Raw genomic sequence first — 23908 nt, 5'->3', positions numbered from 1 at the left:
ACACCTTTTTTTGCCCATCTTTTTGGTAAAGCACCCGTTACTTTAAGTACAACACTTCACAATCTGCTTCGTTAATCAAACCAAATAGGGCGATGCCTTGTCAAAGCATCGCACCCTTTTGTTGAAGAAGAAACTCAGATGTTATTTGCAATACGCACTACCCCAATGCTTGTTCTTATTAACTATTTGCATGAAGGTCATGAGCAATTCGTGACTTTTCCATAACTTTTTATTTTTTAATTATTTCTTTTCGTTCTACCATTTGAGGTGGTTCTTCCATCCATCCGTTCTTAATCATAATCTTTGCACCTTCATGGGCATATTCGAAAATATCTTTCGTAAAAGCAGCATTTTTTGCTGCTAAATCGTTCCGTAAACTAAAAGCCGTTCCTACGGCATTACCCCCCATAGAAAAACTACAAAACATACTAGTACAATACATCATGAGCTTATCGGAAAACGGAGGAACTGTTGAACGCGTTGCATTTCCACCTGAGGGAGAAGGACTTTGGATACCATCTTCTAAAAATGTTTCACTCATCTCTTTAATAATACTTTTGGCGAGTTCTGCTCCTTTTGTAAAAAATTTTTTCACTTCTGATTTATTGGCACATTGAGCAAACCCAGTAATCATTTGTAACCCAGTCACATTTGATTCAATACCATGAAAAATATAAGCAACCTCTATCGTATTTAAGGTTCGCTTATTACCAATTTTAGTAAATGGATTCATTCCAGCCAAATAGTTTGTTTCTTTAACAAACTCAACCGAGTTGGGCATAGAAACGTATGGAGACCTAGCCAGCATCCCTTTTTCAATCAAATATTGTGTACAAGAATTGTAATATGCTTGGGTGATGGCGGTAAGTTCTTTAAATAGGATGACAATATCTTCACGATATACCATGTTTATATTTAGCGTATGCAACCCCATACTAATTTCTTTTAGTAACCGTACAAACATGATGTCAAAACCATTATCATATAACTTAGGCACATCTTTGTTAACATCTTCAGAAGTAAACCCCACTGGGATTACAGCCCCTTCACTTTTGAAAATGTTTGTTATTTTGCCAACATAAATGTCGATTTCATTGTATAAATTAGTCATGATTTTTTTTGCTTTTTCGTCGTCAGCTTTTTCAATAAAGTATTCTAGCATTCGCAAAATCATCGTTTTCTCTTGGTATGTAAGCCATAGAACTCCAAGTTCAGATGCCGTTATTGCAGGTCTCTCAGGCATTCTACATTCCTCCTATATTTTTTCTTCTTTATTTTGCTCTACAAAGAATACAATATCCTAAAAATTTACATGCTTTACCTCGTTAATTGTTATAGAAAATAATATTTTTCCTTTAGCTAGAATATTTCAATACTGTATTAAGGAAAATAAATTTGCATGAAAAATTCGATGAAGAAATTTAGATGGAGGGATGGAATAACTACCCTATTCCAAATAGATACATAATAGTAAAAGAAAAGTGATAGAAGTGAATAATAATGATAACAAAAGATGAGCTTGAAAAAATCCTTTGGAGTATTGCTTTACCTGGGTTTGCCCAAATTCTGAACAAGAAATTTTTCAAGGGATTACTTTTAATTGGATTAGAAATATTGATTAATGTCCAATCCAACTTTAATGATGTAATTATTCTGAGTTTTCATTGGGAAATTGAAAAAGCCATTGGACAAACGAATTACAAATGGTTGATGTTTTATCCTTGTCTTTATTTTTTTTCGATTTGGGATGCTTACAGTGATGCAAACGGTAAAAAAGTACCCTTAGCGTTTCTTCCTTTCGTGTTTTCCGCTTATTTAGTTACAGTAGGGCTTATTTACTCAGCAACATTTAAAGTAAACGGAATGTTACTCGGACCTATTTGGTTACCAATGTTGTCATTACCCATCGGAATATTGATTGGAATTTTTTTGAGATTTATGCTTTTAAAATTTGTATATCGTGCTGAGGAAACTTAGGTACATTAGCTCAAAGAAATTAGTGAGTCTTCAATAAAAATAAACGCCAAAAGTTTAATTGGCGTTTATTTTTTATTGAACTAACCTGCCCCTTTAGCTCAATAATTTATAAAAATCAACACTTAGCTTTACAGAGCCTAATAATACAATGTATGTAAGGTTTCAATCCTTTTAAGACAATTTAAAACCCCTGAAGACATCGCTACAAGGGTTAAATCCATTTTTTAAGTTAACAACAATACCCATGGTGAAAACTCGGATAACATCCACAACCATGATGGAATCCATGATGGTGGTGAAAAGGATAGCCTCCATATCCATGATGATGGAAAGGATAACCTCCATAACCCATACCGTAACCAGGATAACCCCCATAACCCATACCGTAACCAGGATAACCACCATAACCCATTGTGCTTCCAAAGAATTGTCTTTCCATTTTATATCTCCTCCTCTAATTGTTTCAAAAATAGTGTATGTGTCCATGTTCAAAGAGGAATAGACATTTGCCTATTTGTATGTGTATTCGTGTTCCCAAAGACAATTAGTAGCTGTCTTGTTGTTAAACTAACCTGCCCGTTAGCCATCCATGAATCGCTAAAAACCAGCTCTTCACCACAGAGAATGAAAATGGTTTTAAACCGTCAATACTGATTCTACGGCTGGGAGAGGAAGGTCGATGAACTATGGTGCGTTAGAGCCCATCCGTTAGTCTGACTCCACCGACCACGGTGCACCACTGACTGTCGCTCCCTTACGGGAAGCACACATGGTAGATTAATCCTATTCTGGTTGTTGCACCAGCCTCTAATTATAATGTTTGCCGTAGAAAGGATGTTTTCAATGGATGTAGTCATTGAAAGAGCATGCGGTATGGATGTCCATAAGGACAATATTACTGCATGTATTATGACACCAGAAGGAAAGGAGATTCAAACTTTTTCAACTAAAACTATTTTTCTTTTACAGCTTGTAGATTGGATAAAGAAACACAACTGTACTCATGTTGCAATGGAGAGTACGAGTGTATATTGGAAACCAATTGTTAATTTACTAGAAGCTGAAGATATTGAGTTTTTAGTTGTAAATGCACAACACATGAAGGCTGTCCCCGGACGTAAAACAGATGTTAAGGATGCAGAATGGATTGCCAAACTTCTTCGTCATGGACTGTTGAAAGCTAGTTACATTCCAGATCGTAATCAACGGGAACTACGTGAACTCATTCGATATCGTAGGAGTATCATTGAGGAACGCGCAAGACAAATCAATCGAATCCAAAAGGTATTAGAAGGAGCGAACATTAAGTTGGGTTCAGTTGTTTCAGACGTTTTGGGTGTTTCAGCTCAAGATATGCTTAACGCTATTGCCGAAGGCGAAGAGGACCCTGAAAAACTAGCAAACTTTGCACGTCGCTCGATGAAAAAGAAGAAAGATGAGCTGGAACTCGCACTTAAAGGTTATATTCAATCCCATCAACGTCTAATGTTAAAAACGATTTTAAGACATATTGACTTTTTGACTGAAGAGATTGAGATGCTCGATCAAGAAGTAGCGAAAAGAGTACGTACCTACAAAGAAGATGTGGAACGATTAGATTCTATTCCTGGTATAGCCACCAGGATGGCTGAGCAAATTTTAGCTGAATCGGAACTGATATTAAGAAACAATTCCCAAGTGCAGCCCATATGTGTTCCTGGGCAGGTTTGGTTCCTGGACAAAACGAAAGTGCCGGGAAAAGGAAATCAGCTAAAACCAAAAAAGGAAATAAGTATTTGAGATCAGCATTAACTGAAGCAGCTCATTCAGTAAAAGGTTCGAAGAACTATCTCAGAGCACTGTATCGACGAACAGCATCACGAAAAGGCAAAAAGCGAGCCGGAATAGTGGCGCACATGCCATGTTACGTATCTCTTATTATCTCTTAACACGGAAAGAAATGTATGTAGACTTAGGTGAAGACTACTTTGATAAACAGAGACAGCAATCCATTGTTCGGCATTCACTACGAAGACTTGAAAGTTTAGGTTACACAGTTACTTTACAAGAACCAGAAGCATCTTAATCTATTCAACTTGATTCCAAGGATCAATGAATAAGGCGCTCTCCCCTTTTTTAAAAATGAATGAGCTGCGTCTTCTTTAGTATTGCCTTTTTCCTGAATTACAGAAGTTTATTTTCATGGTAGTGGAAGAAGAAAAAAGGGATCGCCGCAGCCATCCCAATCTTTAACTCTTGCACCCGTTACTTTAAGTGCAATTTTTCACAATCTCTCCAAAGGAACAGTACCCTGCAAAATTATTTCCCCCTATATTTGAATAAATCATTTAGAGGGGGATTGGTGCTGAGTTACTCTGTCCTATTTTGATAGAGGTAAAGCCCAAAGTCTTGCATAACGGAGGTGTGCCCCATTTGTCGCAACATAGTAGCTATATTGCCACGGTGATAGGATCCGTGAGTGACAACGTGTTGTACTGTCTCAGAAATAGAAGTTTCAAGTAACCCAGCATATGGGTTATCAACTACAATCAACTTTTCAATATCTTTTTGACTGTCCAGAAGTGCTTTGTATCGTTCGGATAAGTCTAGAAATATTTCTTTCAGTTCCTTAATACTTTTCATTTCCACCTGTTCTCTTAATTGATTCGTGGTCGCCATTGCTTCATTCATACTTTTACCTGAGATAATGTCAAACCAAGTATAATCTGTGAGAAAAATGTGAGACAAAACCTTTGATACCGAAGAAAAACCACTCTGAATATCCTGATGATAAATATCCTGTGGAAGTTCTCTCAAACGGTCCATTATAAGTCCATTTGCCCAAACGTGGTAGTTGTACAATTTTAATACGGGGTGTGTCAAATTAATTTTCCTCCATTTCTATTTGTTCTTCCTTTGAGACAAACGGCACTTAAAAATCTAAATTTTGGAAAAACCATTAACTTATATATTCTGTTTTATTAAAAAAAATTCCTTTAACTAAACTGCCACGTTAGTTGAATAGAAAAGCTGCCACTGTTACCTCTCCATTCTTGGTTAGGTCAAGCTTGGCAGCCTTTGCTCTTCAGTTAATCTTCTTATTGTCTTTACTATTTACAATAATTTCATAAGGCTCATTATCTAATATTAGCGATATTTCCTCGGATTGTAGAAATTCAACAATCATTGATTCGATTTCAGTTCCAAGTGCTCTAGCTGTTGGATCAGAACTTAAGATAGAGGTACTTATTATAAAGCTCAACGGTTTATCTTTATAACCTACACCTGTAACTTTAAACTCTTTTTTTGACATAAGCCCTTCAGCAATCGTAGATGTAATTTGACCTCCTTTACCGGATGGTCTTATCTCCGTAGTTACTTTAGTTACATTAATTTTATAACCTGTATATTTATTTCCATCTGCAACTTCTAATGCCATTTTCTTAACATCATCTTGAACGGAATGATAATATTTCTTGGAACCGACTATATTAATAAAAATTGTTTTCTCCGTTGGGTCAGCTTGTACTCTATCAAATTTATAGTTTAGTTGTTTTAATTTTTTTGTGACCTCATTTTCGATGATACTTTTTTCATTCAATTCTTTTTCACTAGGGACATAATCTTCTTTTCGCTCTTTTTTGACTTCTACGGAAAAGGCATCATAGCCTTTTGATTCTAAAATCTCTCCTACTATCTTTTTAACTTCATCTTTGACTTCGCTATAATAATCGTCTGTTCCTTCTACTGTTACATAGAATGTTTTTTGTGGCGAGTAACCCGTTCCTATTCCACTAATTTTGTACCCTTTTTCCTCTAATTCGTCAAAAATTAGGCTACCTATGGGTTCTGATTTAAAAATTGAACTTAAATATGGAATGGTTGAAATCACTTTTGCCATTGCAGGAGAAACAAAAGCAGAACTTATAAACAAACCAAGTAATAATACAGTAACACTGCTGAAAAACATTATTTTTCTTCTAAGACTCCATATTTTTCTATCACCCTGGCTTTCAGGTTTAAGTTGCCTTTCGTAATCTCTTTTTGCATTCTCCATCCCTAATATTACCCTACTATTTAATTCCTTTGGGATCTCAATTTTATCCAACTCTTGTCTTATCTTATTGTCCATATATATCAGCCCTCCTAGTTTTTTTACGAAGGTTTTGTAATGCTCGATATAAAACGGATTTCACCGTGCTTAATGGTGTATTCAAAATCTCCGAAATCTCACTAAAAGTGTATCCTTGATAGTATTTTAGTAAAAGAACAGTTTTTTCATCTTCATTTAGTGCGTCTAACAAATCTTGTAGTGTTAGTGACAAAGGTATATCTTCCGTACTCTTAGAAATAAATTCAACAACTTCCTTGTTTAAAGGAATCACTTTCTTTTTTTTTCTTAATAAATCAATAGCACAATTTATCGTAATTTTAATGATCCAAGTTTTAAACAGCTTCAAGTCATTCAAAGTATTAAATTTTAGGTAGGACTGGTATGCTGTTTCCTGAACAACGTCTAGTGCATCATCTTTATTTTTCACGTAAACATACGCCATCCTATAAATATACTGTTCGTATTGCCGAAATAGCCCTAAAAAAACTTTATCGTTATCCTCTGGAATTCTGTGATTGGACTCAATTATGTTGTTCACCTTCCTTTGTTTTTTATGTATATCTATTAGACGGAAACCTTCCTATTTTAGCCGAAGGTTTTTTAACAAATCCTAAAATACTTAGTCATTTTTGATAAGACTTTGTTTAAAAGCAGAAAAGTGGTTCTACTATCAGACAGAACCTTAGTAAAAATACTAAGCAATTGCGACCTTATAGGCAATGAAAAAAGAATCTTCGATTGGAAGATCCTTTTTTACTTCTTATTAAAGTAAAGCACCCATTAGCCATCCATGAAGCGCAAAAATCGCACTTCACCACAGAGAATGAAAATAGTCAGGAAGTGTCAATACAGATACTGACCTTAATCCAGTCAACCAATTCATAGACTTATTAATTAACACTCTTCTCTTTTTTTTAACGATTGAGCAGGGTCTTCTTAAATATTGTCATTTTTCTAATCTTGAAGAAACTTATTTTCATAGTAGTTTAAGTACACTATTTCACAAACATAATCAAAGAGTAAAATTACTGATAAAGACATCTACCCCATACAAAAGTATCACCCTTTAAAACATTGATACGAGGGATTTATCCGCGTTCAATCTGTATCTGCTTATTTAGACTATCATCAATAAACTTTTTCGCTCGAGACACACCATCCTGGTAAAATTCACGGGTTTCCACAAAATATTCAAAAAATCCACGATGGATTGTAGGCTGAATTGTTTTCACTTTAATCGATTTGTACTCTTTATACGGTTTATTTTCTGATTCTGGACGAACCAGCTTATTTCCGTATTCAATAAGTTTATTGATCCGAGAAATATCATTAAGCTCTGCATAAAGGGCATTTTTAAATAACATCTTCAATTTAAAGTCTTCGATATCAAAGAAGTTATCGATTTGGTCCAGAGATTTGCCTAGTGGCGCTGCTGTCACCAAAATAATCTCGTCGGCTACTACCAACGGAGACAAAACCGGATTATATTGATAAGCTCCATCATACTCCCCTTTAAAGTCTCCATATTGAAGCAGCTGCAAACATGCTCTCACACCATCCGGAGTTATTGGTTTGACCTCAAAATTTCCCCTTTTAGTTAATTCCATTGTATCCCAAGCACGTTCGTTCACATACAAAACTGCCTGATCGTTATTAACATTATAGGCATTCATAATAATTCCCACTTCCTCATTGGTGGAAAAACAATTGGCGATATCATCAAAAAATTGTTGAGGAAATTCAGATTTGTAAATTTTGTTAGGGAAGCAGAAGTTGATCCATTCCTCCGATCTCAAGAAAGGCCAATTGTCAGACAATCTTTCAATAATGTTGAGGTAATTAGGAGAAAATTTGTTAGGAACGCCCAAGTATGCGTATTGCATGAATTTGAACAAAGTTGGGATTCCATTTTCTTCGGATTTAAAATACTCATCATAATGTTTTTCAATAGCATTAGTGTCTTTTTGCAAAAAATAATATGCTGACAATATGGCACCGCTGGTAGCTGAAATCAAATCTGGCTTAACCCCCTCTTTTCGAAGCGTTTGTAGTACCCCAGCCGCAAATGAGTTCATTCCCCCAATGCCTTGTAGAGCTAAAGCTAACATAGTGAACCACTCCCAATTGAAAAAAATTGATCTTATCTAAATCTAATTCTTTACAATGGGAGCGGATACCTTCTAGGTATTTAATATTTAACATATTTTTAATGTTAAGATAGTTAAGGATTTCCGTCCTTTTTCAATTAAACTGCCCCTTTAGTGAAACAAGAAATGCTGCCTCATTTAGCAGCATAAACTTGGAGTACCGCAAAATAAACTTTTATTCTTTCTCGTCAGCAGGTCTTCTTTTATGTTTTTCATTTATGATTTTCTTGTTAAGTATTAGATAGAAGTTTAATTCATTAAGATTTGTCGTAATTTGGGTGGCTGTGGAATAGTAGTTTTGGATTCCCATTACAATTGTGTTGAAAAAGTCATGATGAAAGATTATGGCGTATATGATGTTCATGTTCATGTAGAGCCAAATTAATGAATAGTCTACAAAATACGAAGGTAAGAGAATGGATAAGCCCCCATACTTATGCTCGTTTCTCTTTTAATACATACATCATCCCATTTACAACCGTTATTTTTAATGGTTGTTTTTTTCGTATGATACATCCTCTAATTTTACTCAAAAGAAGTTAAAAGCAGTGGGTCTTTAGATGTAAAATCCCACTGCTGTAATATTTATGTCCATTCTTTATTGCATATCTCAATCATTTTAAAGTTTAAATTTTTCTCCACTTGAGCAGAAATGGGCATCTTGCTCTTAAATTAAATCACAAATCTTTTCCTCTAAAACCTATTTCATTCTATTTTCATTACTTTTCTTATGATTTTTACACATATAATCACATCCTGTTATCTTTACGGCTCAAACCCTTTCTGGCTTACATAAACCTGATTTTCCGGAAAGATGGCAATAATCACTCATTGCTGGATGAGAATTGTCTTTCTAATCCAAAAGCAATGTCTTCATTTCTAATCCGCCACGGTAGCCGGTTAATGATCCATTCTTAAAGAGTTAGTTTATTCTTTAATTCCCTTTTCCATTTCCTCCATTTTACTCATTTGACGAAATTGTGCTGGTGTATGTCCGGTTTTCTTTTTAAATAAAGTAATAAAATAGGACGTGTTAGGCATACCTACACATATGGCGAGATCCGCAATCGCTTTATTTGTGTGAATCAAATACTCTTTAGCAGCGTTTAATCTCACCTGTTGGATATATTCAACTGGTGTGATGCCTTTAATTTTTTTAAACGTTCGATGCAAATGATAGGGACTCCCGTGAGCAATATTTGCTAATGTTTCTAGAGTTAATTTTTCTATAAAATTTTTATCAATGTATTCAGTGATAAGTGCCACCCACTCACTATCAGGCAATCTCTCATTAGTAGGCTTGCAACGTTTACAAGGGCGAAAATTTGCACGGAGAGCTTGTTCTGCGTTTAAAAAAATACGTACATTTTCCTTTTTTGGAATGCGAGATTTGCAAGATGGTTTACAGAAGATTCCTGTGGTCTTTACAGCATAGAAAAATTGATTATTGTACGAAGCATCATTGTCTATAATTGCTTGCCACTTTTCATTTGTCATCATGTCCACGTCAGTCAAAATTCCATGTTCTTCACTCTCTTGTAATTCATTATTGATACGATCTGTCATTTATCTCACCTTTCCTTACAATATACCCCCTATAAATTCAGAATGTGCAATTCTAGGAATGAAATAGCAAGATATTAAAATTTAATATTTATTTTGAATCATGAAAAATGATTCCAAGACCGTATCGTTCTCCAGAAGTAACCGTACTTACTCCGTGACGAACCGTATTTTTGTAATACCCTTTTTTACCAAGAGCAGGTCTATGGTTACTAGGAAAGATTAGAGCACTGCCTTGTTCTAAAATAATCACATGCCCCCTGCTCTGAGCACGAGGAATTTGTTCCACTAATAAGGACTCTCCACCCGTATAGTCTTTATCCCGTTGATTTAATACAAATACTACTTGAAATGGGAAAAATACATCTCCATATAAATCTTGGTGCAAACAATTAAAGCCGCCTGTTTCATACTTTAAAATTAGGGGTGTCGGTCTAGTTTGTTCATATTCTTCACATGTTCTCAAAAATTCTTGAAGATGATCTGGAAACTGTTCTGGTTTCTTTAAATAACCTAACCATCGATTTGCTGTTTTGGCCAACTCTGGATAAAAGGACTCTCTTAAACTTTGGATGATTTCAGGTAATGGATAGGAAAAATATTTATACTCCCCATTCCCAAAGCGATATCTCGTCATATTGATTGTCGTTCTGTATGACTCTTCCTCACTATAAAGTTTAATGAAGAAGTCGCATTCCTCTTTTGATAAAATTGCTGGAAGCTTTGCAAACCCTTGCTCATCTAATTCGTTTTGAATTGAATCCCAATTTAAACTTTTTACACGTGTTTTTATATCTTGGACCATTTTTATCGCCTCCTATTTAGCTTTCTTGATGACTTACACTATAGCCTAATAAATAGAAAAAAATAAGGTGTTTAGAATGTAAAAGCAAGATAACAAAGGGCCATGGTGACGGTTCCTGTGGACTTTGATTGGTTAAATAAACAGTCTTAGGTCCATTCTTCGGTTTATACTTAGGAATCTTTGGTTTTCCAGAAAAGCTAGTAAGTTGGATTCTATATTTCTTTGAGGCTTCGAAGAAACTTTTCAAATCATCATATACCTTTTTCATGATTTGTTGATTGGACTGAGAGGGCATAGGGTAATCGGTTTGTTTCATCACTTTAAACAGTGCTTCTACAAAGTTATAGGGAAGGGATGCTTTCTCTGGATGGGGCATTTCAAACTATAAACAAGCACTGGACTCTTTAGGAAACAGAGTTAAGAGCTTGTCTATTTTCCAGCAAATGATAATTGTTTACCTTTAAGTGCTTCATTCAGTATTCTCACCGCTTCTATAAACAACATTATTTAAAATAAAAAGGCCAAAGGGTTATTAACCTTGGCCTAAAGATGTGGCTCCACAAACTTTATTTCAATTGCTCCGCTAATTGTACCGCTCATTTCCCTCTTTTCTACAAGTCTAAATCCCACCTGACCCAAAAGTTCTTTTGCAGACGCAATTATATCCTTATCTGCACATGGGGATGGTTCTTGTGGTTTTAAATACGCTAACCTCATTTGAAACACGAGACCTGTCCAACCGTCCTAGAGGTATTATGCTTCAATTACCATCGCTATTCCCTGTCCTCCGCCAATACATAGGCTTACGACAGCGAAATGAGCGTTGCGGCGTCTTAATTCGTAAGCAGCAGACAGCAACACCCTTGCCCCGCTAGCGCCAACTGGGTGCCCTAAGGCTATCGCCCCACCGTTTACGTTCGTTTTTTGGCGATCTAGACCTAATGCTTTTTCAACCGCTAAATATTGGGCAGCAAAGGCTTCGTTCACTTCAATTACATCGATATCATCAATGGAGAGCTTTGCACGGTTGAGCGCCTGCTGGATGGCTGGAACAGGACCGATGCCCATAATTGTCGGATCAACCCCAGAAACAGCCCAGGAGACGATTCGGGCAATTGGCTTTAGGTTGTTTTTTTGAACCGCTTGTTTTCCAGCTACCACAAGTGATGCCGCTCCGTCATTTATACCGGAAGCGTTCCCCGCCGTGACAGTTCCGTCTTTTTTAAAAGAAGGCTTGAGCTTGGATAAAGCTTCCATACTTACGTTTAGTTTAATATGCTCATCTTCGCTGATAAGCAGACTGCCTTTTCTCGTTTTGACCTCGACTGGGACGATCTCTTCTTGATAGGCATTAGTTGCTTTAGCTGCTTTTTGGTTTGATTCAACCGCAAAAGCATCCTGTTCTTCTCGAGTAATTTCGTACATTTCAGCTAGTTTTTCGGCAGTAAGACCCATCCCAGAGCCTGTATATTGATCCGTTAATGTTTCTAACAGCATATCATCAAACGACAAGTTCCCCATTTTCGATGCGCCGAAGCGCTGCGTGAAATTCACGTAAGGCGATTGCGACATATTTTCCACCCCGCCTGCGAGAACGATGCCGGCATCACCGACTAAAATATGTTGTGCAGCTGAAACGACTGCCTGAAGTCCCGAGCCGCATAATCGGTTCAATGTAAATGCCGGTACTTCCTTGGGAACGCCGCTATATAATCCAATGTGCCTTGAAAGGTATGAGGCATTTTTTTCTGTGTGGATGACGTTGCCGTAAATGACATGGTCGATTTGCATCGGATCTACCTTTGAGCGGCACATCGCTTCTACGGCACTTGCCTTCCCGAGCTCGGTTGCGCCCGTTTGCGCAAAGGAACCGCCAAACTTCGTGAACGCGGTTCTTGCACCCTCAATCAAATATACTTCTTGCATGTTAAATCACTCCCATTTGAATTCTATTAATCGATTCCCAGACCTCAAAAGACTGCAAGTAGGTATGATTGGAATATCCTTGGGAAAAACTCCTAATCTATATTGCCTGATATGGAATGCCTTGAATCGTTTTGCATAAGCGAGTTTCCTAACCTTTGAGTGTTTATCCTTCAATTACACCCTTCAGTTCGGAAGTTAAAACTTCTTCTTTTGGCAGGGTTAATAAAGAAATGACAATAAATAATAGTGTGGAGACCGCTAAAGCAAAAGCTCCATTAACTACCCCGGGAGGAAGTAATTTTATTCCGTATTTTCCTCCTATTTCTAATACAATATTGATGATTAAGCTAATCACAATACTGCCAATGGCCCCTTGTTTCGTTGCCTTGGACCAAATTAAACCTAAAACAACAGATGGGAAAATGGCGGATGCAAACATGCCCCATCCAAATACCCCTAGCAAACCAACTAATGTATTCATATAGAAGGAAAATATAGTGGATATTAGAAGGAGGCCAAACACAGCGACACGGCTCCAAAATAACTCCCTTTTCACTTCGATATTAAAGGCCTTTGGGATATCCCTGATTAAAGAAGCAGCACCAATATTCACAAAACTGCTGCCCGTCGACATAATCGCCGACATTAAACCAGCAATAACTAAACCATTGATCACAGGTGAAGTAAACATATTTAAGAAAACTGTTAAGGCATCATCCGGAGAATTCAAAGCAGGAAATTTCCCTTGAATCTTTAAAGCTAAAGCGGCAAGCCCAATCCCGATTACTAATAGTGTCGTAATCATATAGGAAATACTGGCTGTAAAGGCACCCCACTTCAAATCCTTGCTATCCTTAAGAAGTAAAAACTTCGTTAGAAAGTGTGGTTGTGCTGCAGCACCCAAGCTAATCATAAAGAACCAGCAAAATACGGTTAATACCGGGAATGCGCCAAATGGTGAAGCCAAGGCAGGATTGGAGTCCATTAAGGTTTGAGTCATTTCAGTAACACCACCGCCTACATCGATGGCAATGAAAAAAACGATGATGGAAACAACAATCATGATGACCCCTTGAAAAAGATCGGTATAGACTGCTGCAAGGATCCCTCCACCCACACAATAAAAAGCCATGATGGCCAAACCGATGATAGCACCTGTCATGGTAGATACTCCAAAAATCGAATGCAAGATAATACCCATCGCTTGAACTTGTGTGCCAAGATAGCCCATGATTCCTAAAAGCATGGCAACGGAAATCCAGCCCCGTGCTGCCTTACTTTGGTATCTAATTTCAATAATATCCCCAATCGAATACACTTCACCAAGTCTGCTCAATTTAAACAATCTTTTTCCGATTAAAAACCACGCCAAGGCAAATCCTAATGGAGCTGAGACCATTAGTCCGGATGCAAAGCCCAACCCACCACTAAACGTCAGACCAGTTCCACCCACCATCCCAAAGCCGCTTTGGATGGATGAAAAGGCTGCGATTGCCATGACAAACATCCCCATATCCCTGCCCGCCACAAAAAAGTCGCTGCTTGTCTTCGTTTTCTTTGTTGCCCAATAGCCAATCAATACACAGACAAACAAATAAATAACGGCAATAACAATAATAATTGGATTCATGTCCATTTCCTCCTTCGCGTTTTTTAGGTTACATATCTAAGGTATTGGTCTCACTGACAGAGTGCTTTTCCTCAGGTTTATCAAATGTCCAGGCGAAAATGAGAGAAAACAGAGCGCATAAAACCCAGATTCCTAGATAATAGATGGCGTTGCTGATGGAAAATCCAAAAAGTAATCTCTCTCCTCCCGCAGGTGATTGTAGTGTTGCATGGTCTAACCATATTTGAAAAACTAAAAATAGGACGGTTACAACCGCGGGAATCCATATCAGCTTTTTATTTACTTTAATCTTTTTTGCGATACCACTAAATAATAGTAATCCAATCATGAACATGTAGGGATAGATGATGTAACGAAATGAGCCGGCCAGCATTCCTATAATCATCAACACTAGTAAAATAGTAAAAGCGTAAACAGACCTATTTGACATTTTCCTCTACCTCCACGAGTATTCTCTTTAGGTAAACATAGGCTCTTTTTGTTCTGTCGTACGTTTTTTCTTGGAAAAAATTTTTAAGAACAGATTTTTGAACTTTTTGACTGGCAGTCTTAGGAAATTTTGAGACAAACTCTATATACCGTGGTACTTTAAAATAAGCCAACCGTTCCGAACACCAATTCACTATTTCTTCCTCGCTAACCGTTTCGTTGGGGTTTAAAATAATACAAACCCTTACCTCTTGTTCGCGGAGGGGATCAGGAAAAGGTACAGCAGCAGCATCGACTACTTGGGGATGCGCTCGTACACAATCCTCAATTTCCATTGAAGATATATTTTCTCCGCTTCTTCTGATAATGTCCTTTTTTCGATCGACAAAATAGAAGAATCCCTCCTCATCCTGTCTGGCAATATCTCCGGTGTGAAACCATCCGTTTCGCCAAGCTTCTTTCGTAGCCGCTTCATTTTTGTAGTAATATTTCATCATGGAGGATCCTTCTGGGCGGAGTTCTTCCTTTAATACTAGCTCTCCAGCTGTTCCAATCGGAACTTCCTGGTCAAACTCATCCACTATTTTAGCTTGGATCCCAGGTAAAACTTTCCCCATACTTCCTGTGCCCAGCTTTCGTTCTCCCCTAATCGGTGTAGCCATATTCAAACCGGTTTCTGTCATCCCAAATACCTCTATGGTTTGGAGACCAAATCTATTTTCAAATGCTTCATGAAATTTATAGGAAATGCCCGCCCCTAGACATAGGCGAGCTTTGTGTCCATTTTCCAACGGGCTGTGTGGAAGGGAACTCAATATGGCTGGCATTACTCCTAAATAGTGGAATTGTGTTGCTTCGTAACGGACTACATCTTCCCACCAAGTACCAGGGTGAAAACGATCCAATAAAATGACACTTGCTCCTATTGTTAAAGCACCCATCGTTGTTAATATTTGCGGATTCATGTGGAAAAATGGTAATGGAGTTAAAAATCGATCTTCTGAAGTAAATTCCTGATGCTCTAACCAAAGCTTTGCGTTAAGGATATAATAACTATTCGGGACCACACATCCTTTTGGGTTACCGGTTGTACCTGACGTATATAAAATGGCGGCATCATCATCTGGTGATAGTTCAACCTGGTCTATATGTGAATCTTCCATTTGAATTAATTTGTAAAAGGAAAGGACATTAGTTGAAGGACCCTGGTCTATCACCATCACGTTTTCTACTAATTCACAATTTCCTCGAATGTTCAGAATCATTTCTAATGATTTTGAATCGGTTATGACCATTTTTGAATCTGAATTATTAATGACAAATGTTGTTTCTTTTTCTTTAAAAAAAGTATTAATGGGAACCATTACTGCTCCTAACTTACTTAGCCCAATCCATACAAAGAAAAACTCTGTACAATTTGGTAGAAATAAAGCCACTTTGTCCCCTTTTGAGATACCCAATTTCTTAAATGCATTGGCTGCCTTACCAGATATCTTATCTAATTCGGAAAATGAAACTTCTTCATTCATAAAATATAAAAATGTCTTATCGCCAAAAAACTGAGCAGCTCGCTCCACAACTTCCCTTATATTTTGCACTGCCTTCCAGCCTCCCGAATTTTCTATTTGGAATAGGTGGTTTCCCTTACTCTCCCTTGAATCGAGGAGCCCTTTTTTCGCCAAATGCCCTCAATCCCTCTTTTGCATCCCAGCTTCGCAATGCATCCTGGGCAAATTCCCATTCCACTTTAAATGCATCTTCCAGGGACAAATTTTGCAAATTGACCACAGCTTTTTTGGTTGATTGAACAGCGATTGGACCATTTTGGATGATTAGATCGGCATATCTGTCAACTTCAGTCATTAACTCCTCTGAAGGAACCACTTTATTGATTAAACCTGCCTTTTCCGCTTCTTCAGCAGTTAACTGTCGGCCAGTTAATAAGATTTCCATTGCCCGGCAGTAGGGTATTTGCCTGACCAGCCTTGCAAGTGAACCTCCAGCGGCCATAATCGACCATCTTGGTTCGGGCAGCCCGAACACGGCATGATTAGCCGCAATCCTTATGTCGGTTGCCTGCAGCAATTCTGTACCGCCAGCTAAACAATAACCATTGATGGCTGCAATAATTGGCTTTGCGATCGGATTAAATTTCATCATGGCATGATTAATACTGGACTCTAGCTGTTCATCCCTTCGCTCTCCAAGTAATCTTGGAATCGTCATTTTTAAATCAGCTCCGGAGCAAAAGGCTTTATCACCTGATCCAATAATAATCACAACAAATACCTCAGGGTCGTTTTCTGCCTCTTGGAATAAATCCCCTAATTGCTTCCACCCATCCGGGGTTAGGGCATTATGTGCCTCTGGGCGATTGATGGTGATAATCGCTTTTTTTCCTCTTTTTTCAAAAGTTAGCTCTTTACTCATGATTCCTCCTTGAGGGGTCTTAATCCCACTTAATTCCGAAGATTCCGACTAATTCAGGCAGTCCCTATTCGAAAAGAAACTGTCTGATATTCCTTACGTTCGATTAGTAATGTTCACACCGCTGTATTGCTCTCGCAGACGATATTTAAGAATTTTTCCGCCCACGGTTTCAGGCAAACGATGGGTGAAAATAATTTTTTTCGGTGTCTCGAATCCACCCAGCCTTTCACGGCAAAAATAAATCAATTCCTCTTCCTGTGCACTTACTCCGCTCTTTAGGACGACTACTCCTGTTACCATTTCCCCCCATTTCTCATGAGGTATGGCTATAACCGCGGTCTTTTCAACAGAAGGATGAAGCTTTAATACGGCTTCCACTCTGATACTTGAGACGTTTTCACCTCCAGATTTGATGATATCTTTATATCGGTCCACCATGATCGATAAGCCATTTTCATCATACATGCAGCTGTCTCCTGAATGGAACCATCCATCTTTAAAGGCATTACGTGTCGCTTCTTCATCCTTGTAATATCCCGACATCATAGCAGGTGAGCGGTAAACAGCTTCTCCAGGTATGCCGGGCTCATTAATCACATTCCCACTTTCATTCATAATGATAGAGGCCAAAAGAGGATTAGGAACACCAACATAATTGACGGCTGGAGCCGTCTTTTCGTGTATCTCCGGCCATTTATCAGGCCAAAAGCGAAAACAGGAGATAGCCTCGGTTTGACCGAAGATCTCAAATGTCACCAAATCACGACCGCAAAGTTCCTTTAGCTTTTCCGTATAATCAGGGCTTAAAGCGGACCATCCGTAGACGATGACTTTTAAACTTCCAGGAGCATATTGGTCTTTTTCCTTCATAAATATGTCGGTAAGCGCTGTCAAAAATGCCGGGGATCCTGCCCAAAGAGCCGTTACCTTTTCATTTGTAATGGTTTCAGCCAAAGAAGGAAGATTAAGCGTCCTTCCGATTATTAATGTTCCCCCAGAAAGAAAGGGAGAAAAAGCGAACACCTGGTCTGCCACATGGAATACAAGAGGCAGAAAGCTGCAGAGCCGTAAGTCATTTTCAAACTGATGCCCCCTCGTCAGGGACAAAGCGAAACTATAGGCAGCCATATAGGTATTTGTATGGGAAACCATGACGCATTTTGGCATGGTGGTGGTACCTGAAGTGAACAGCATTTCCCAAATATCATCACCATGAATTTCCACATCAGGTTCATCTGTCGGCTGCCCTGCGATAAATTCCTCAAAGGATTGGCTGCCGGGGATTACGTCTCCGCCTATTGGGATAGTAATATCAAGATGAATGTTATGACTTCTGAAAACCGGACCTATTTTTTGCCAATGTTCCGCGTCAGCGATAAACAGTTTGGGTTCAACGAGATTAATTAAGTAGGAAATGACATCGGAAGCAATCATCGTATTCATTGGTACGGCTACCAGCCCCGCCTTTGCCACGGCAATTTTGGTCAAGAATGCTTCTACCGAGTTATCACAAAATAATAACACTTTATCTCCCTTGTTTAAGCCCTTTTGCAAAAGAGCATTGGCAAATTGATTCGCCTTGTTGTCTGCTTGCAGATACGTAAGTCTGGCGTTGTCTGGATGTGAGTATGCACCCTCACACCCGACCAAAGCCTCTTTATCCGGAAAACTATACCTTAACCGTTCCAGCATATCTCCTACGCTAACTCGTTCCCATCTGTTTACTCTTCGTCTGTTATAAAGCGAAGTAACATCAAGCTTCATCCTCTTCACTCCCTCAAAAGTGGGTATTGCTTAAAAAGTCAGTCATTTTTTATATGATGATTAAAATGACTTCGAACTAAATTCAATGTTCCTTAGACCTTACTGGTACTCTATTTATATAGGAAGAGTTATCTTTAAAAAAAACTTCCAATCGACTCTCTGAATTCATGGCTTTTGAACCTTTCCGTTTGAAGGATGGTCTCCTGATTCAATATTTGATCTAACGAGGAGTTACTATTTTTAATAAGATGCTTAATATGTTTTAAGACAGGCTGAGCAATATTTTTATATTGACTTGCATATTCAATCGTTTGCAGTTTAAGGTCGTCACTATCAACAACTTGATGGATTTAACCTATCCTTAAAGCCTCTTCGCTAAGAATAGGCCTCCCTGTGTATAGCAGTTCTAAACTTCTGGCTTCCCCTATCAGTTTAGGTAATAGATAATGGGCACCCATATCTGGAATTAAACCAATTCGGGAAAAATTAAATTGGATTTGGGTATTTTTAGCAGCTATTCTTATGTCACAGGCCAGTGCAATGGAAGCTCCTCCTCCTGCAACAGCTTCATGTAGACAGGCGATCGTTGGAATTGGCAATTCATTCAAAATTTTTGATAGGCGAAGAAATTTAGAGATATAGGTTTCAATAATACTATTTTCTTTTTCATAGATCCCTAAAAATTCCTTTAAGTCCCCTCCACTGCAAAAAGCACGTCCTGCTCCGGAAATAATTATGGCATTATACTTATCGGATAAGTTTCCTCTTAGTTCACTTGTTAAATTAAATAGTTCATTTAACATTAACGTATTTAAAGCATTTAGTTGTTTTGGCCGGGATAGAGTAACCTCTAATAATCTATTTTTAGGCTCAGTAATTATAAGGGTCTCATAATTTTTCAAACTTTCACCTTCTCTCAAAAGATACTCATTTCATAAATTATTTGAAAGTAACTAATAGATAGAAAACTGCCACAAAATTCAATTTTCTATTTAATTAGGGTTTGTTTATTTGAGTATCTTTCATGGGGATAACCGACTGTTTAACGGGACAACTATAGCGCCTGTTTCATAGATTCCAAAATTTATTTCCCAGAATTCCAAACAGTTTTTAGTCAGGACTACAACTCTATCCCCTTTACGAACCCCCATTTCATATAGACCATTTGCAAATTTCATGGATCGTTCTTTCAATTCTTTGTTGGTTAAACTTTCACCTTCGAAAACAATTGCCTTCTTATCAAGATCTAAGCCTTCTCTTTTAATTAAGTAAGAAACATTTAAATGGTCAGTGAACCCCATGTCATTACCCCCAACCAATTTTTTACTTTCAATGGAGACCACTATGATTTATCAGTATGGAAAAAACGTAATCCCATGCCCCAATGAATTTCCGCCGTCAATAATGATATTTTCACCCGTAATATATCCACTTGCTTTACTAGATAAGTAGGTTGCCATCCAGCCAAGCTCTTCAAGATTTCCAACACGTCTTAACGGAACTGCCTTAATCGTATTTTCGATAAAATGAGGGTCAGCCGCCGCCATTTCTTCCTGCATGCCAGCCGTAATGAATAATCCTGCGCCAATCGAATTGATCCGGATGTTGTACCGCGCCCACTCCAATGCCAGGTTTTTCATTAAACCATAAACTCCATTCCGAGCGGCAACCGAATGAGCAATGCCCGGGGCGCCCCGGTGGAGGAAGGAAATGAGAATATTTGTGATCGCTCCCCCTGTCCCCTGTTTGATCATTTGTTTCCCCACCGCCTGAGTGATATAAAAGGTACCATTCAAATTGGTTCGAATGACGGCATCCCAGCCGTTTTTCGTGAGTTCTTCAGCCCTTTTCGGGAATTGGCCGCCAGCATTGTTAATTAAGATATCGACTTTTCCAAAGCGAGCGACTGTTTCCGCCACCAGGTTTTCGACTTGATCCACTTCTCGAATATCGGTAGGAACGGATAACACTTCAAATCCCTTGGAAACAAATTCTTCTTCCGTTTGCTTTAATACATGTTCCCTGCGTCCGGCAAGAACCAGCTTTGCTCCCGCCTTCCCTAACTGGTGAGCAATTTCTTTCCCGATACCGGTTCCTCCTCCGGAAACAATGGCTACTTTGTCCTTCAGCAGGGTTTTCGAAAAAATCTCTAAATCTTCCATTTCCTCACCTCCACTATTTTCCAATCAAACCGGATGGACGGGACACTTTTTCTCTCCAAAGGTAATGTCTTTTGATTCATAATAATCAAAATGGACGATTGCCTCGTCACGAAGCGCATGATATGGAATGACCTCATCTATAATGAGTTCCGAGCCAAGCGCGTAAATATTAATATCCTCTGAGTACTCTTCTCTTAATCTCTGAATAAAGGCAGGACGTTCTTCCTCTGGCAGCGACTGAATTTTATTGTAATAGACGGCATTGATAGCAGCTTCCGGCCCCATGATGGCAATGGATGCTGACGGCAGAGCGATTACTTTTTCCGGATCATAAGCCGGTCCGCACATGGCATATAAGCCTGCCCCGTAACACTTTCTTACAATCACAGTTAGCTTAGGTACGGTAGCTTCCGAAACGGCAGTAATAAACTTGGCGCCATGGCGGATAATTCCCTTTCTTTCCACCGAGGTGCCGACCATATACCCTGGAACATCCGCCAAAAATAGAAGCGGGATATTAAAGGCATTACATAGAGTCACAAATCTGGCCCCTTTGTCTGCAGTATCCACAAATAAGGTTCCGCCTTTGACCTTTGGCTGATTGGCCACAATCCCAACAACCCTGCCCCCAATGCGGGAAAAGCCGACAATAAGCTCTGGAGCAAACAGCTTTTTGATCTCAAACCAGCTGCCTTCATCAATGACACGATCGATTAATTCATACATATCATAGGGACGGTTCATATCTTCCGGAATGATATCTTTAATCGCCCTGCCAACCTTAGGAGAAACGGCTTCCACCATCTCCGGGTTTTGTTTATAATTTTGGGGCATATAAGAAAGATATCGTTTGATGATGTCAATGGCATCTTCGTCATCTTTTGCCAAGACATCCCCGAGGCCGCTTGTGGAGCAATGCATTCTGGCCCCACCCATTTCTTCCATTGTTGTTTTTTCCCCAATCACCATTTCGACCATTCGGGTAGAGCCTAAATAGGCACTTGCCTGTTTATCGACCATGATCACTAAATCAGAGAATGCCGGGATATAAGCAGAACCGGCTGGGGAAGGACCGAAATTAATACATATCTGCGGAACCATCCCTGACATTTTCACCTGATTATAGAAAATTTTGCCGCTTTGGCGGCGCCCTGGGAAAATATCAATTTGATCCGTAATTCGGCCCCCAGCAGAATCAAGCATATAGATCATTGGGATTTTTAATTTCATGGCCAATTCTTGGATCCGAATCATTTTTTCTACTGATTTTGCCCCCCACGACCCGGCTTTTACGGTTGGATCGGCCGCTAAAAAGGCCACTTTGCACCCGTTGATTTTTCCGATTCCCGTCACCATTGCGTCTGCAGCCAAATCTGGCTTTAGTGCTTCTGCTAATAAGCCTTCTTCACGAAAGGAACCTAGATCTAAAAGAAGAGCCAACCGTTCACGCACCAATAACTTGTTTTGTTCCTTGACCCGGTTCCGATATTTTTCAGGACCACCGTGTTTGATTCGCTCTTTTTCCGCTTCGATCTTGTCTTCTTTTTCCTGGTTGGTCAGCCTAAACGTCTCAATATAGGTCTTTTGCATTTGAATTCCTCCTTTATACCGTGACAATCTCTACGGTTACATCTTTTTCAATCACATCCCGGTCAATCAGGCAGGAGTACATTCCTAATAACTGCCGTGGTTTTCCTCCCTTACCAAGACCACCACCCCCAAATGGCGGTCCGTTGACTGCCAGGGGTGACAACAATTTTCCAAACTTTAACACATCTGTTTTTTCTTTTGTCCGAATCGCAAAGTATAAATAAATTTCATTCAATAAATCAGAATCCACCTCATGGGCAAGTGGCCCGTGCAGCGAATTATAGCCCATGTAACTTGAATGAATTTCCTCCGTTTTAATTCCAAGCCGCTTCATTTGCTTACGTAGGATTTCCTCCGCTTTTTTTGCTTTTTCCAATGCATGCGGCCATGAATACCCCATCATCCCGTCACCTGCCCAGCCATTTTCGTAACCCATTAACACTTTTAAGGTTGGAGGTGCCGGTTTTCCTTTCACGTTGGAAACTCGAACTTGATCGGGTCCTACATCCTCCATAACGGCGGTTGTAAAATCCACTATCACGTCAGGAGTAATATAATGGTGAGGATCATGGATTTCATATAGGAATTGTTCCTTTACCGTATCTACACAAACTTTTCCGCCTGTTCCTTCTGTTTTTGTCAGAATAAAGGATCCATCCTCATCCACTTCTGCGACTGGATAGCCAATATTATCCAAATCCTCAATCTCCCACCAAGTTCCTGTATGGTTGCCGCCGGTCACTTGGCCCGAGCATTCCATTAGATGTCCTAATAAAACAGCAGATGCGACGCGATCCCAGTCATCATAAGACCAGTTAAATTCATAGATTAGCGGAGCGGCAAATTGGGCAGAATCTGTGGTCCTTCCAGTAATAACCACATCAGCCCCCTGCTTTAATGCTTCTACGATCGGCTGTGCCCCCAGATACACGGAGGAAAATAATAGACGCTCCTGATATTGCTCCCATGATTCTTCTTCGTTTTTATTTACAAAAAAGGGACTGACCTCATGTAAACGGTCAAAGATGTTATCGCCTTTAACCAGACCGATTTTTAGATCCGTGTACCCCAGTTCCCCGGCTATTCTTTTTACTTCTGCAACCGCACCATCAGGGTTGATCCCTCCGGCATTGGTGATTAATTTAATGCCTTTTGGATAGCATTCAGGCAATAATAAATTCATCGTCTGGGTAATATCTTTTGTATAGCCCTTTGTGGGATCCTTCTTTCGATCCTTTTCTAAAATGGCCATTGTTAACTCGGCAAGATCATCGAAGCAAATGTATTGTACATTTCCGTTTCTGGCGATATCCAAAGCAGGCAGTACAGAATCACCATAATAACCCATCCCAGCACCGATTCTAACTTTTTTAGGCATTCATTTCCCTCCAA

20 protein-coding genes and 1 pseudogene are annotated in these 23908 nt (G+C 39.0%); 2 read left to right on the top strand and 19 right to left on the bottom strand.

The features are described 5' to 3' along the window. Window positions 1–229 precede the first annotated feature (229 nt). A complete protein-coding gene (locus tag ACSU6B_RS22345) occupies window positions 230–1243 on the bottom strand; it encodes a DUF3231 family protein (RefSeq protein WP_410888488.1) in 1014 nt (337 codons plus the stop codon). A gap of 257 nt (window positions 1244–1500) precedes the next feature. Between ACSU6B_RS22345 and ACSU6B_RS22340 the strand changes: the two genes are divergently transcribed. After that, entirely contained in the window at window positions 1501–1977 is a 477-nt protein-coding gene (locus ACSU6B_RS22340; RefSeq protein ID WP_410888487.1) for a hypothetical protein, read from the top strand. A gap of 229 nt (window positions 1978–2206) precedes the next feature. Here the strand turns inward: ACSU6B_RS22340 and ACSU6B_RS22335 are convergent, their stop codons facing one another. Next, window positions 2207–2416, bottom strand: coding sequence for a hypothetical protein (locus ACSU6B_RS22335; protein ID WP_335384374.1), 210 nt, complete (start codon window positions 2414–2416; stop codon window positions 2207–2209). A 404-nt stretch (window positions 2417–2820) separates the two neighbouring features. Between ACSU6B_RS22335 and ACSU6B_RS22330 the strand changes: the two are divergent. Further along, a pseudogene (locus ACSU6B_RS22330) lies at window positions 2821–4042 on the top strand (IS110 family transposase). A gap of 284 nt (window positions 4043–4326) precedes the next feature. Here the strand turns inward: ACSU6B_RS22330 and ACSU6B_RS22325 are convergent. From ACSU6B_RS22325 to ACSU6B_RS22245, 17 genes are all read right to left on the bottom strand, one after another. Next, complete coding sequence (locus tag ACSU6B_RS22325) at window positions 4327–4839, bottom strand: DinB family protein (RefSeq protein WP_410888486.1); 513 nt, start codon at window positions 4837–4839, stop codon at window positions 4327–4329. 202 nt (window positions 4840–5041) lie between these two features. After that, complete coding sequence (locus ACSU6B_RS22320; protein WP_410888485.1) at window positions 5042–6088, bottom strand: DUF4030 domain-containing protein; 1047 nt, start codon at window positions 6086–6088, stop codon at window positions 5042–5044. Then, window positions 6078–6608: a sigma-70 family RNA polymerase sigma factor gene (locus ACSU6B_RS22315; RefSeq protein ID WP_410888484.1), complete on the bottom strand. Its 531-nt coding sequence runs from the start codon at window positions 6606–6608 to the stop codon at window positions 6078–6080. Before ACSU6B_RS22315 ends, ACSU6B_RS22320 begins: the two co-directional genes overlap by 11 nt. Window positions 6609–7158: 550 nt before the next feature. Continuing rightward, a complete protein-coding gene (locus ACSU6B_RS22310; RefSeq protein ID WP_410888483.1) occupies window positions 7159–8178 on the bottom strand; it encodes a hypothetical protein in 1020 nt (339 codons plus the stop codon). 966 nt (window positions 8179–9144) lie between these two features. Then, window positions 9145–9783 (bottom strand): bifunctional transcriptional activator/DNA repair enzyme AdaA, encoded by a 639-nt coding sequence (locus ACSU6B_RS22305; RefSeq protein ID WP_410888482.1) that lies wholly within the window; start codon window positions 9781–9783, stop codon window positions 9145–9147. 88 nt (window positions 9784–9871) lie between these two features. Next, window positions 9872–10585 carry a 2OG-Fe(II) oxygenase gene (locus ACSU6B_RS22300; RefSeq protein WP_410888481.1) on the bottom strand — a complete coding sequence of 238 codons (714 nt, stop codon included), beginning with the start codon at window positions 10583–10585 and terminating at the stop codon, window positions 9872–9874. A 753-nt stretch (window positions 10586–11338) separates the two neighbouring features. Then, complete coding sequence (locus ACSU6B_RS22295) at window positions 11339–12511, bottom strand: acetyl-CoA C-acetyltransferase (RefSeq protein WP_410888480.1); 1173 nt, start codon at window positions 12509–12511, stop codon at window positions 11339–11341. Between the two features lie 163 nt (window positions 12512–12674). Continuing rightward, entirely contained in the window at window positions 12675–14141 is a 1467-nt protein-coding gene (locus tag ACSU6B_RS22290) for a sodium:solute symporter family transporter (protein ID WP_410888479.1), read from the bottom strand. Between the two features lie 28 nt (window positions 14142–14169). Beyond that, a complete protein-coding gene (locus tag ACSU6B_RS22285) occupies window positions 14170–14571 on the bottom strand; it encodes a hypothetical protein (protein ID WP_410888478.1) in 402 nt (133 codons plus the stop codon). After that, on the bottom strand, window positions 14561–16168 hold the full coding sequence (locus tag ACSU6B_RS22280) for an ATP-dependent acyl-CoA ligase (protein WP_410888477.1): 1608 nt from the start codon (window positions 16166–16168) through the stop codon (window positions 14561–14563). The genes ACSU6B_RS22285 and ACSU6B_RS22280 overlap by 11 nt, the downstream gene beginning before the upstream one ends. A 46-nt stretch (window positions 16169–16214) precedes the next feature. Next, entirely contained in the window at window positions 16215–17000 is a 786-nt protein-coding gene (locus ACSU6B_RS22275) for an enoyl-CoA hydratase/isomerase family protein (protein WP_410888476.1), read from the bottom strand. A 93-nt stretch (window positions 17001–17093) separates the two neighbouring features. Then, window positions 17094–18764: an AMP-binding protein gene (locus ACSU6B_RS22270; RefSeq protein WP_410888475.1), complete on the bottom strand. Its 1671-nt coding sequence runs from the start codon at window positions 18762–18764 to the stop codon at window positions 17094–17096. A 350-nt stretch (window positions 18765–19114) separates the two neighbouring features. After that, window positions 19115–19666 (bottom strand): enoyl-CoA hydratase/isomerase family protein, encoded by a 552-nt coding sequence (locus tag ACSU6B_RS22265; RefSeq protein ID WP_410888474.1) that lies wholly within the window; start codon window positions 19664–19666, stop codon window positions 19115–19117. 120 nt (window positions 19667–19786) lie between these two features. Then, window positions 19787–20065 carry an AMP-binding protein gene (locus ACSU6B_RS22260; RefSeq protein ID WP_410888473.1) on the bottom strand — a complete coding sequence of 93 codons (279 nt, stop codon included), beginning with the start codon at window positions 20063–20065 and terminating at the stop codon, window positions 19787–19789. A gap of 51 nt (window positions 20066–20116) precedes the next feature. Next, window positions 20117–20926 (bottom strand): SDR family oxidoreductase, encoded by an 810-nt coding sequence (locus ACSU6B_RS22255; protein WP_410888472.1) that lies wholly within the window; start codon window positions 20924–20926, stop codon window positions 20117–20119. Between the two features lie 24 nt (window positions 20927–20950). Next, window positions 20951–22516, bottom strand: a complete 1566-nt coding sequence (locus tag ACSU6B_RS22250; protein WP_410888471.1) for an acyl-CoA carboxylase subunit beta — start codon at window positions 22514–22516, stop codon at window positions 20951–20953. Window positions 22517–22529: 13 nt separating this feature from the next. After that, complete coding sequence (locus tag ACSU6B_RS22245; protein WP_410888470.1) at window positions 22530–23894, bottom strand: acyclic terpene utilization AtuA family protein; 1365 nt, start codon at window positions 23892–23894, stop codon at window positions 22530–22532. Window positions 23895–23908 lie beyond the last annotated feature (14 nt).

It is taken from the genome of Neobacillus sp. C211 (assembly GCF_051842875.1).
GTDB lineage: Bacteria > Bacillota > Bacilli > Bacillales > Cytobacillaceae > Neobacillus.
This window is presented reverse-complemented; position numbering and strand designations above follow the sequence as displayed.

Excerpts from the sequence above, each read along its gene's own strand:
- ACSU6B_RS22345 (WP_410888488.1), bottom strand. The coding sequence starts at position 1,243 with ATGCCTGAGAGACCTGCAATAACGGCATCTGAACTTGGAGTTCTATGG.
- ACSU6B_RS22340 (WP_410888487.1), top strand. The coding sequence starts at position 1,501 with ATGATAACAAAAGATGAGCTTGAAAAAATCCTTTGGAGTATTGCTTTA.
- ACSU6B_RS22335 (WP_335384374.1), bottom strand. The coding sequence starts at position 2,416 with ATGGAAAGACAATTCTTTGGAAGCACAATGGGTTATGGTGGTTATCCT.
- ACSU6B_RS22320 (WP_410888485.1), bottom strand. The coding sequence starts at position 6,088 with ATGGACAATAAGATAAGACAAGAGTTGGATAAAATTGAGATCCCAAAG.
- ACSU6B_RS22310 (WP_410888483.1), bottom strand. The coding sequence starts at position 8,178 with ATGTTAGCTTTAGCTCTACAAGGCATTGGGGGAATGAACTCATTTGCG.
- ACSU6B_RS22305 (WP_410888482.1), bottom strand. The coding sequence starts at position 9,783 with ATGACAGATCGTATCAATAATGAATTACAAGAGAGTGAAGAACATGGA.
- ACSU6B_RS22300 (WP_410888481.1), bottom strand. The coding sequence starts at position 10,585 with ATGGTCCAAGATATAAAAACACGTGTAAAAAGTTTAAATTGGGATTCA.
- ACSU6B_RS22295 (WP_410888480.1), bottom strand. The coding sequence starts at position 12,511 with ATGCAAGAAGTATATTTGATTGAGGGTGCAAGAACCGCGTTCACGAAG.
- ACSU6B_RS22290 (WP_410888479.1), bottom strand. The coding sequence starts at position 14,141 with ATGAATCCAATTATTATTGTTATTGCCGTTATTTATTTGTTTGTCTGT.
- ACSU6B_RS22285 (WP_410888478.1), bottom strand. The coding sequence starts at position 14,571 with ATGTCAAATAGGTCTGTTTACGCTTTTACTATTTTACTAGTGTTGATG.
- ACSU6B_RS22275 (WP_410888476.1), bottom strand. The coding sequence starts at position 17,000 with ATGAGTAAAGAGCTAACTTTTGAAAAAAGAGGAAAAAAAGCGATTATC.
- ACSU6B_RS22270 (WP_410888475.1), bottom strand. The coding sequence starts at position 18,764 with ATGAAGCTTGATGTTACTTCGCTTTATAACAGACGAAGAGTAAACAGA.
- ACSU6B_RS22260 (WP_410888473.1), bottom strand. The coding sequence starts at position 20,065 with ATGGGGTTCACTGACCATTTAAATGTTTCTTACTTAATTAAAAGAGAA.
- ACSU6B_RS22255 (WP_410888472.1), bottom strand. The coding sequence starts at position 20,926 with ATGGAAGATTTAGAGATTTTTTCGAAAACCCTGCTGAAGGACAAAGTA.
- ACSU6B_RS22250 (WP_410888471.1), bottom strand. The coding sequence starts at position 22,516 with ATGCAAAAGACCTATATTGAGACGTTTAGGCTGACCAACCAGGAAAAA.
- ACSU6B_RS22245 (WP_410888470.1), bottom strand. The coding sequence starts at position 23,894 with ATGCCTAAAAAAGTTAGAATCGGTGCTGGGATGGGTTATTATGGTGAT.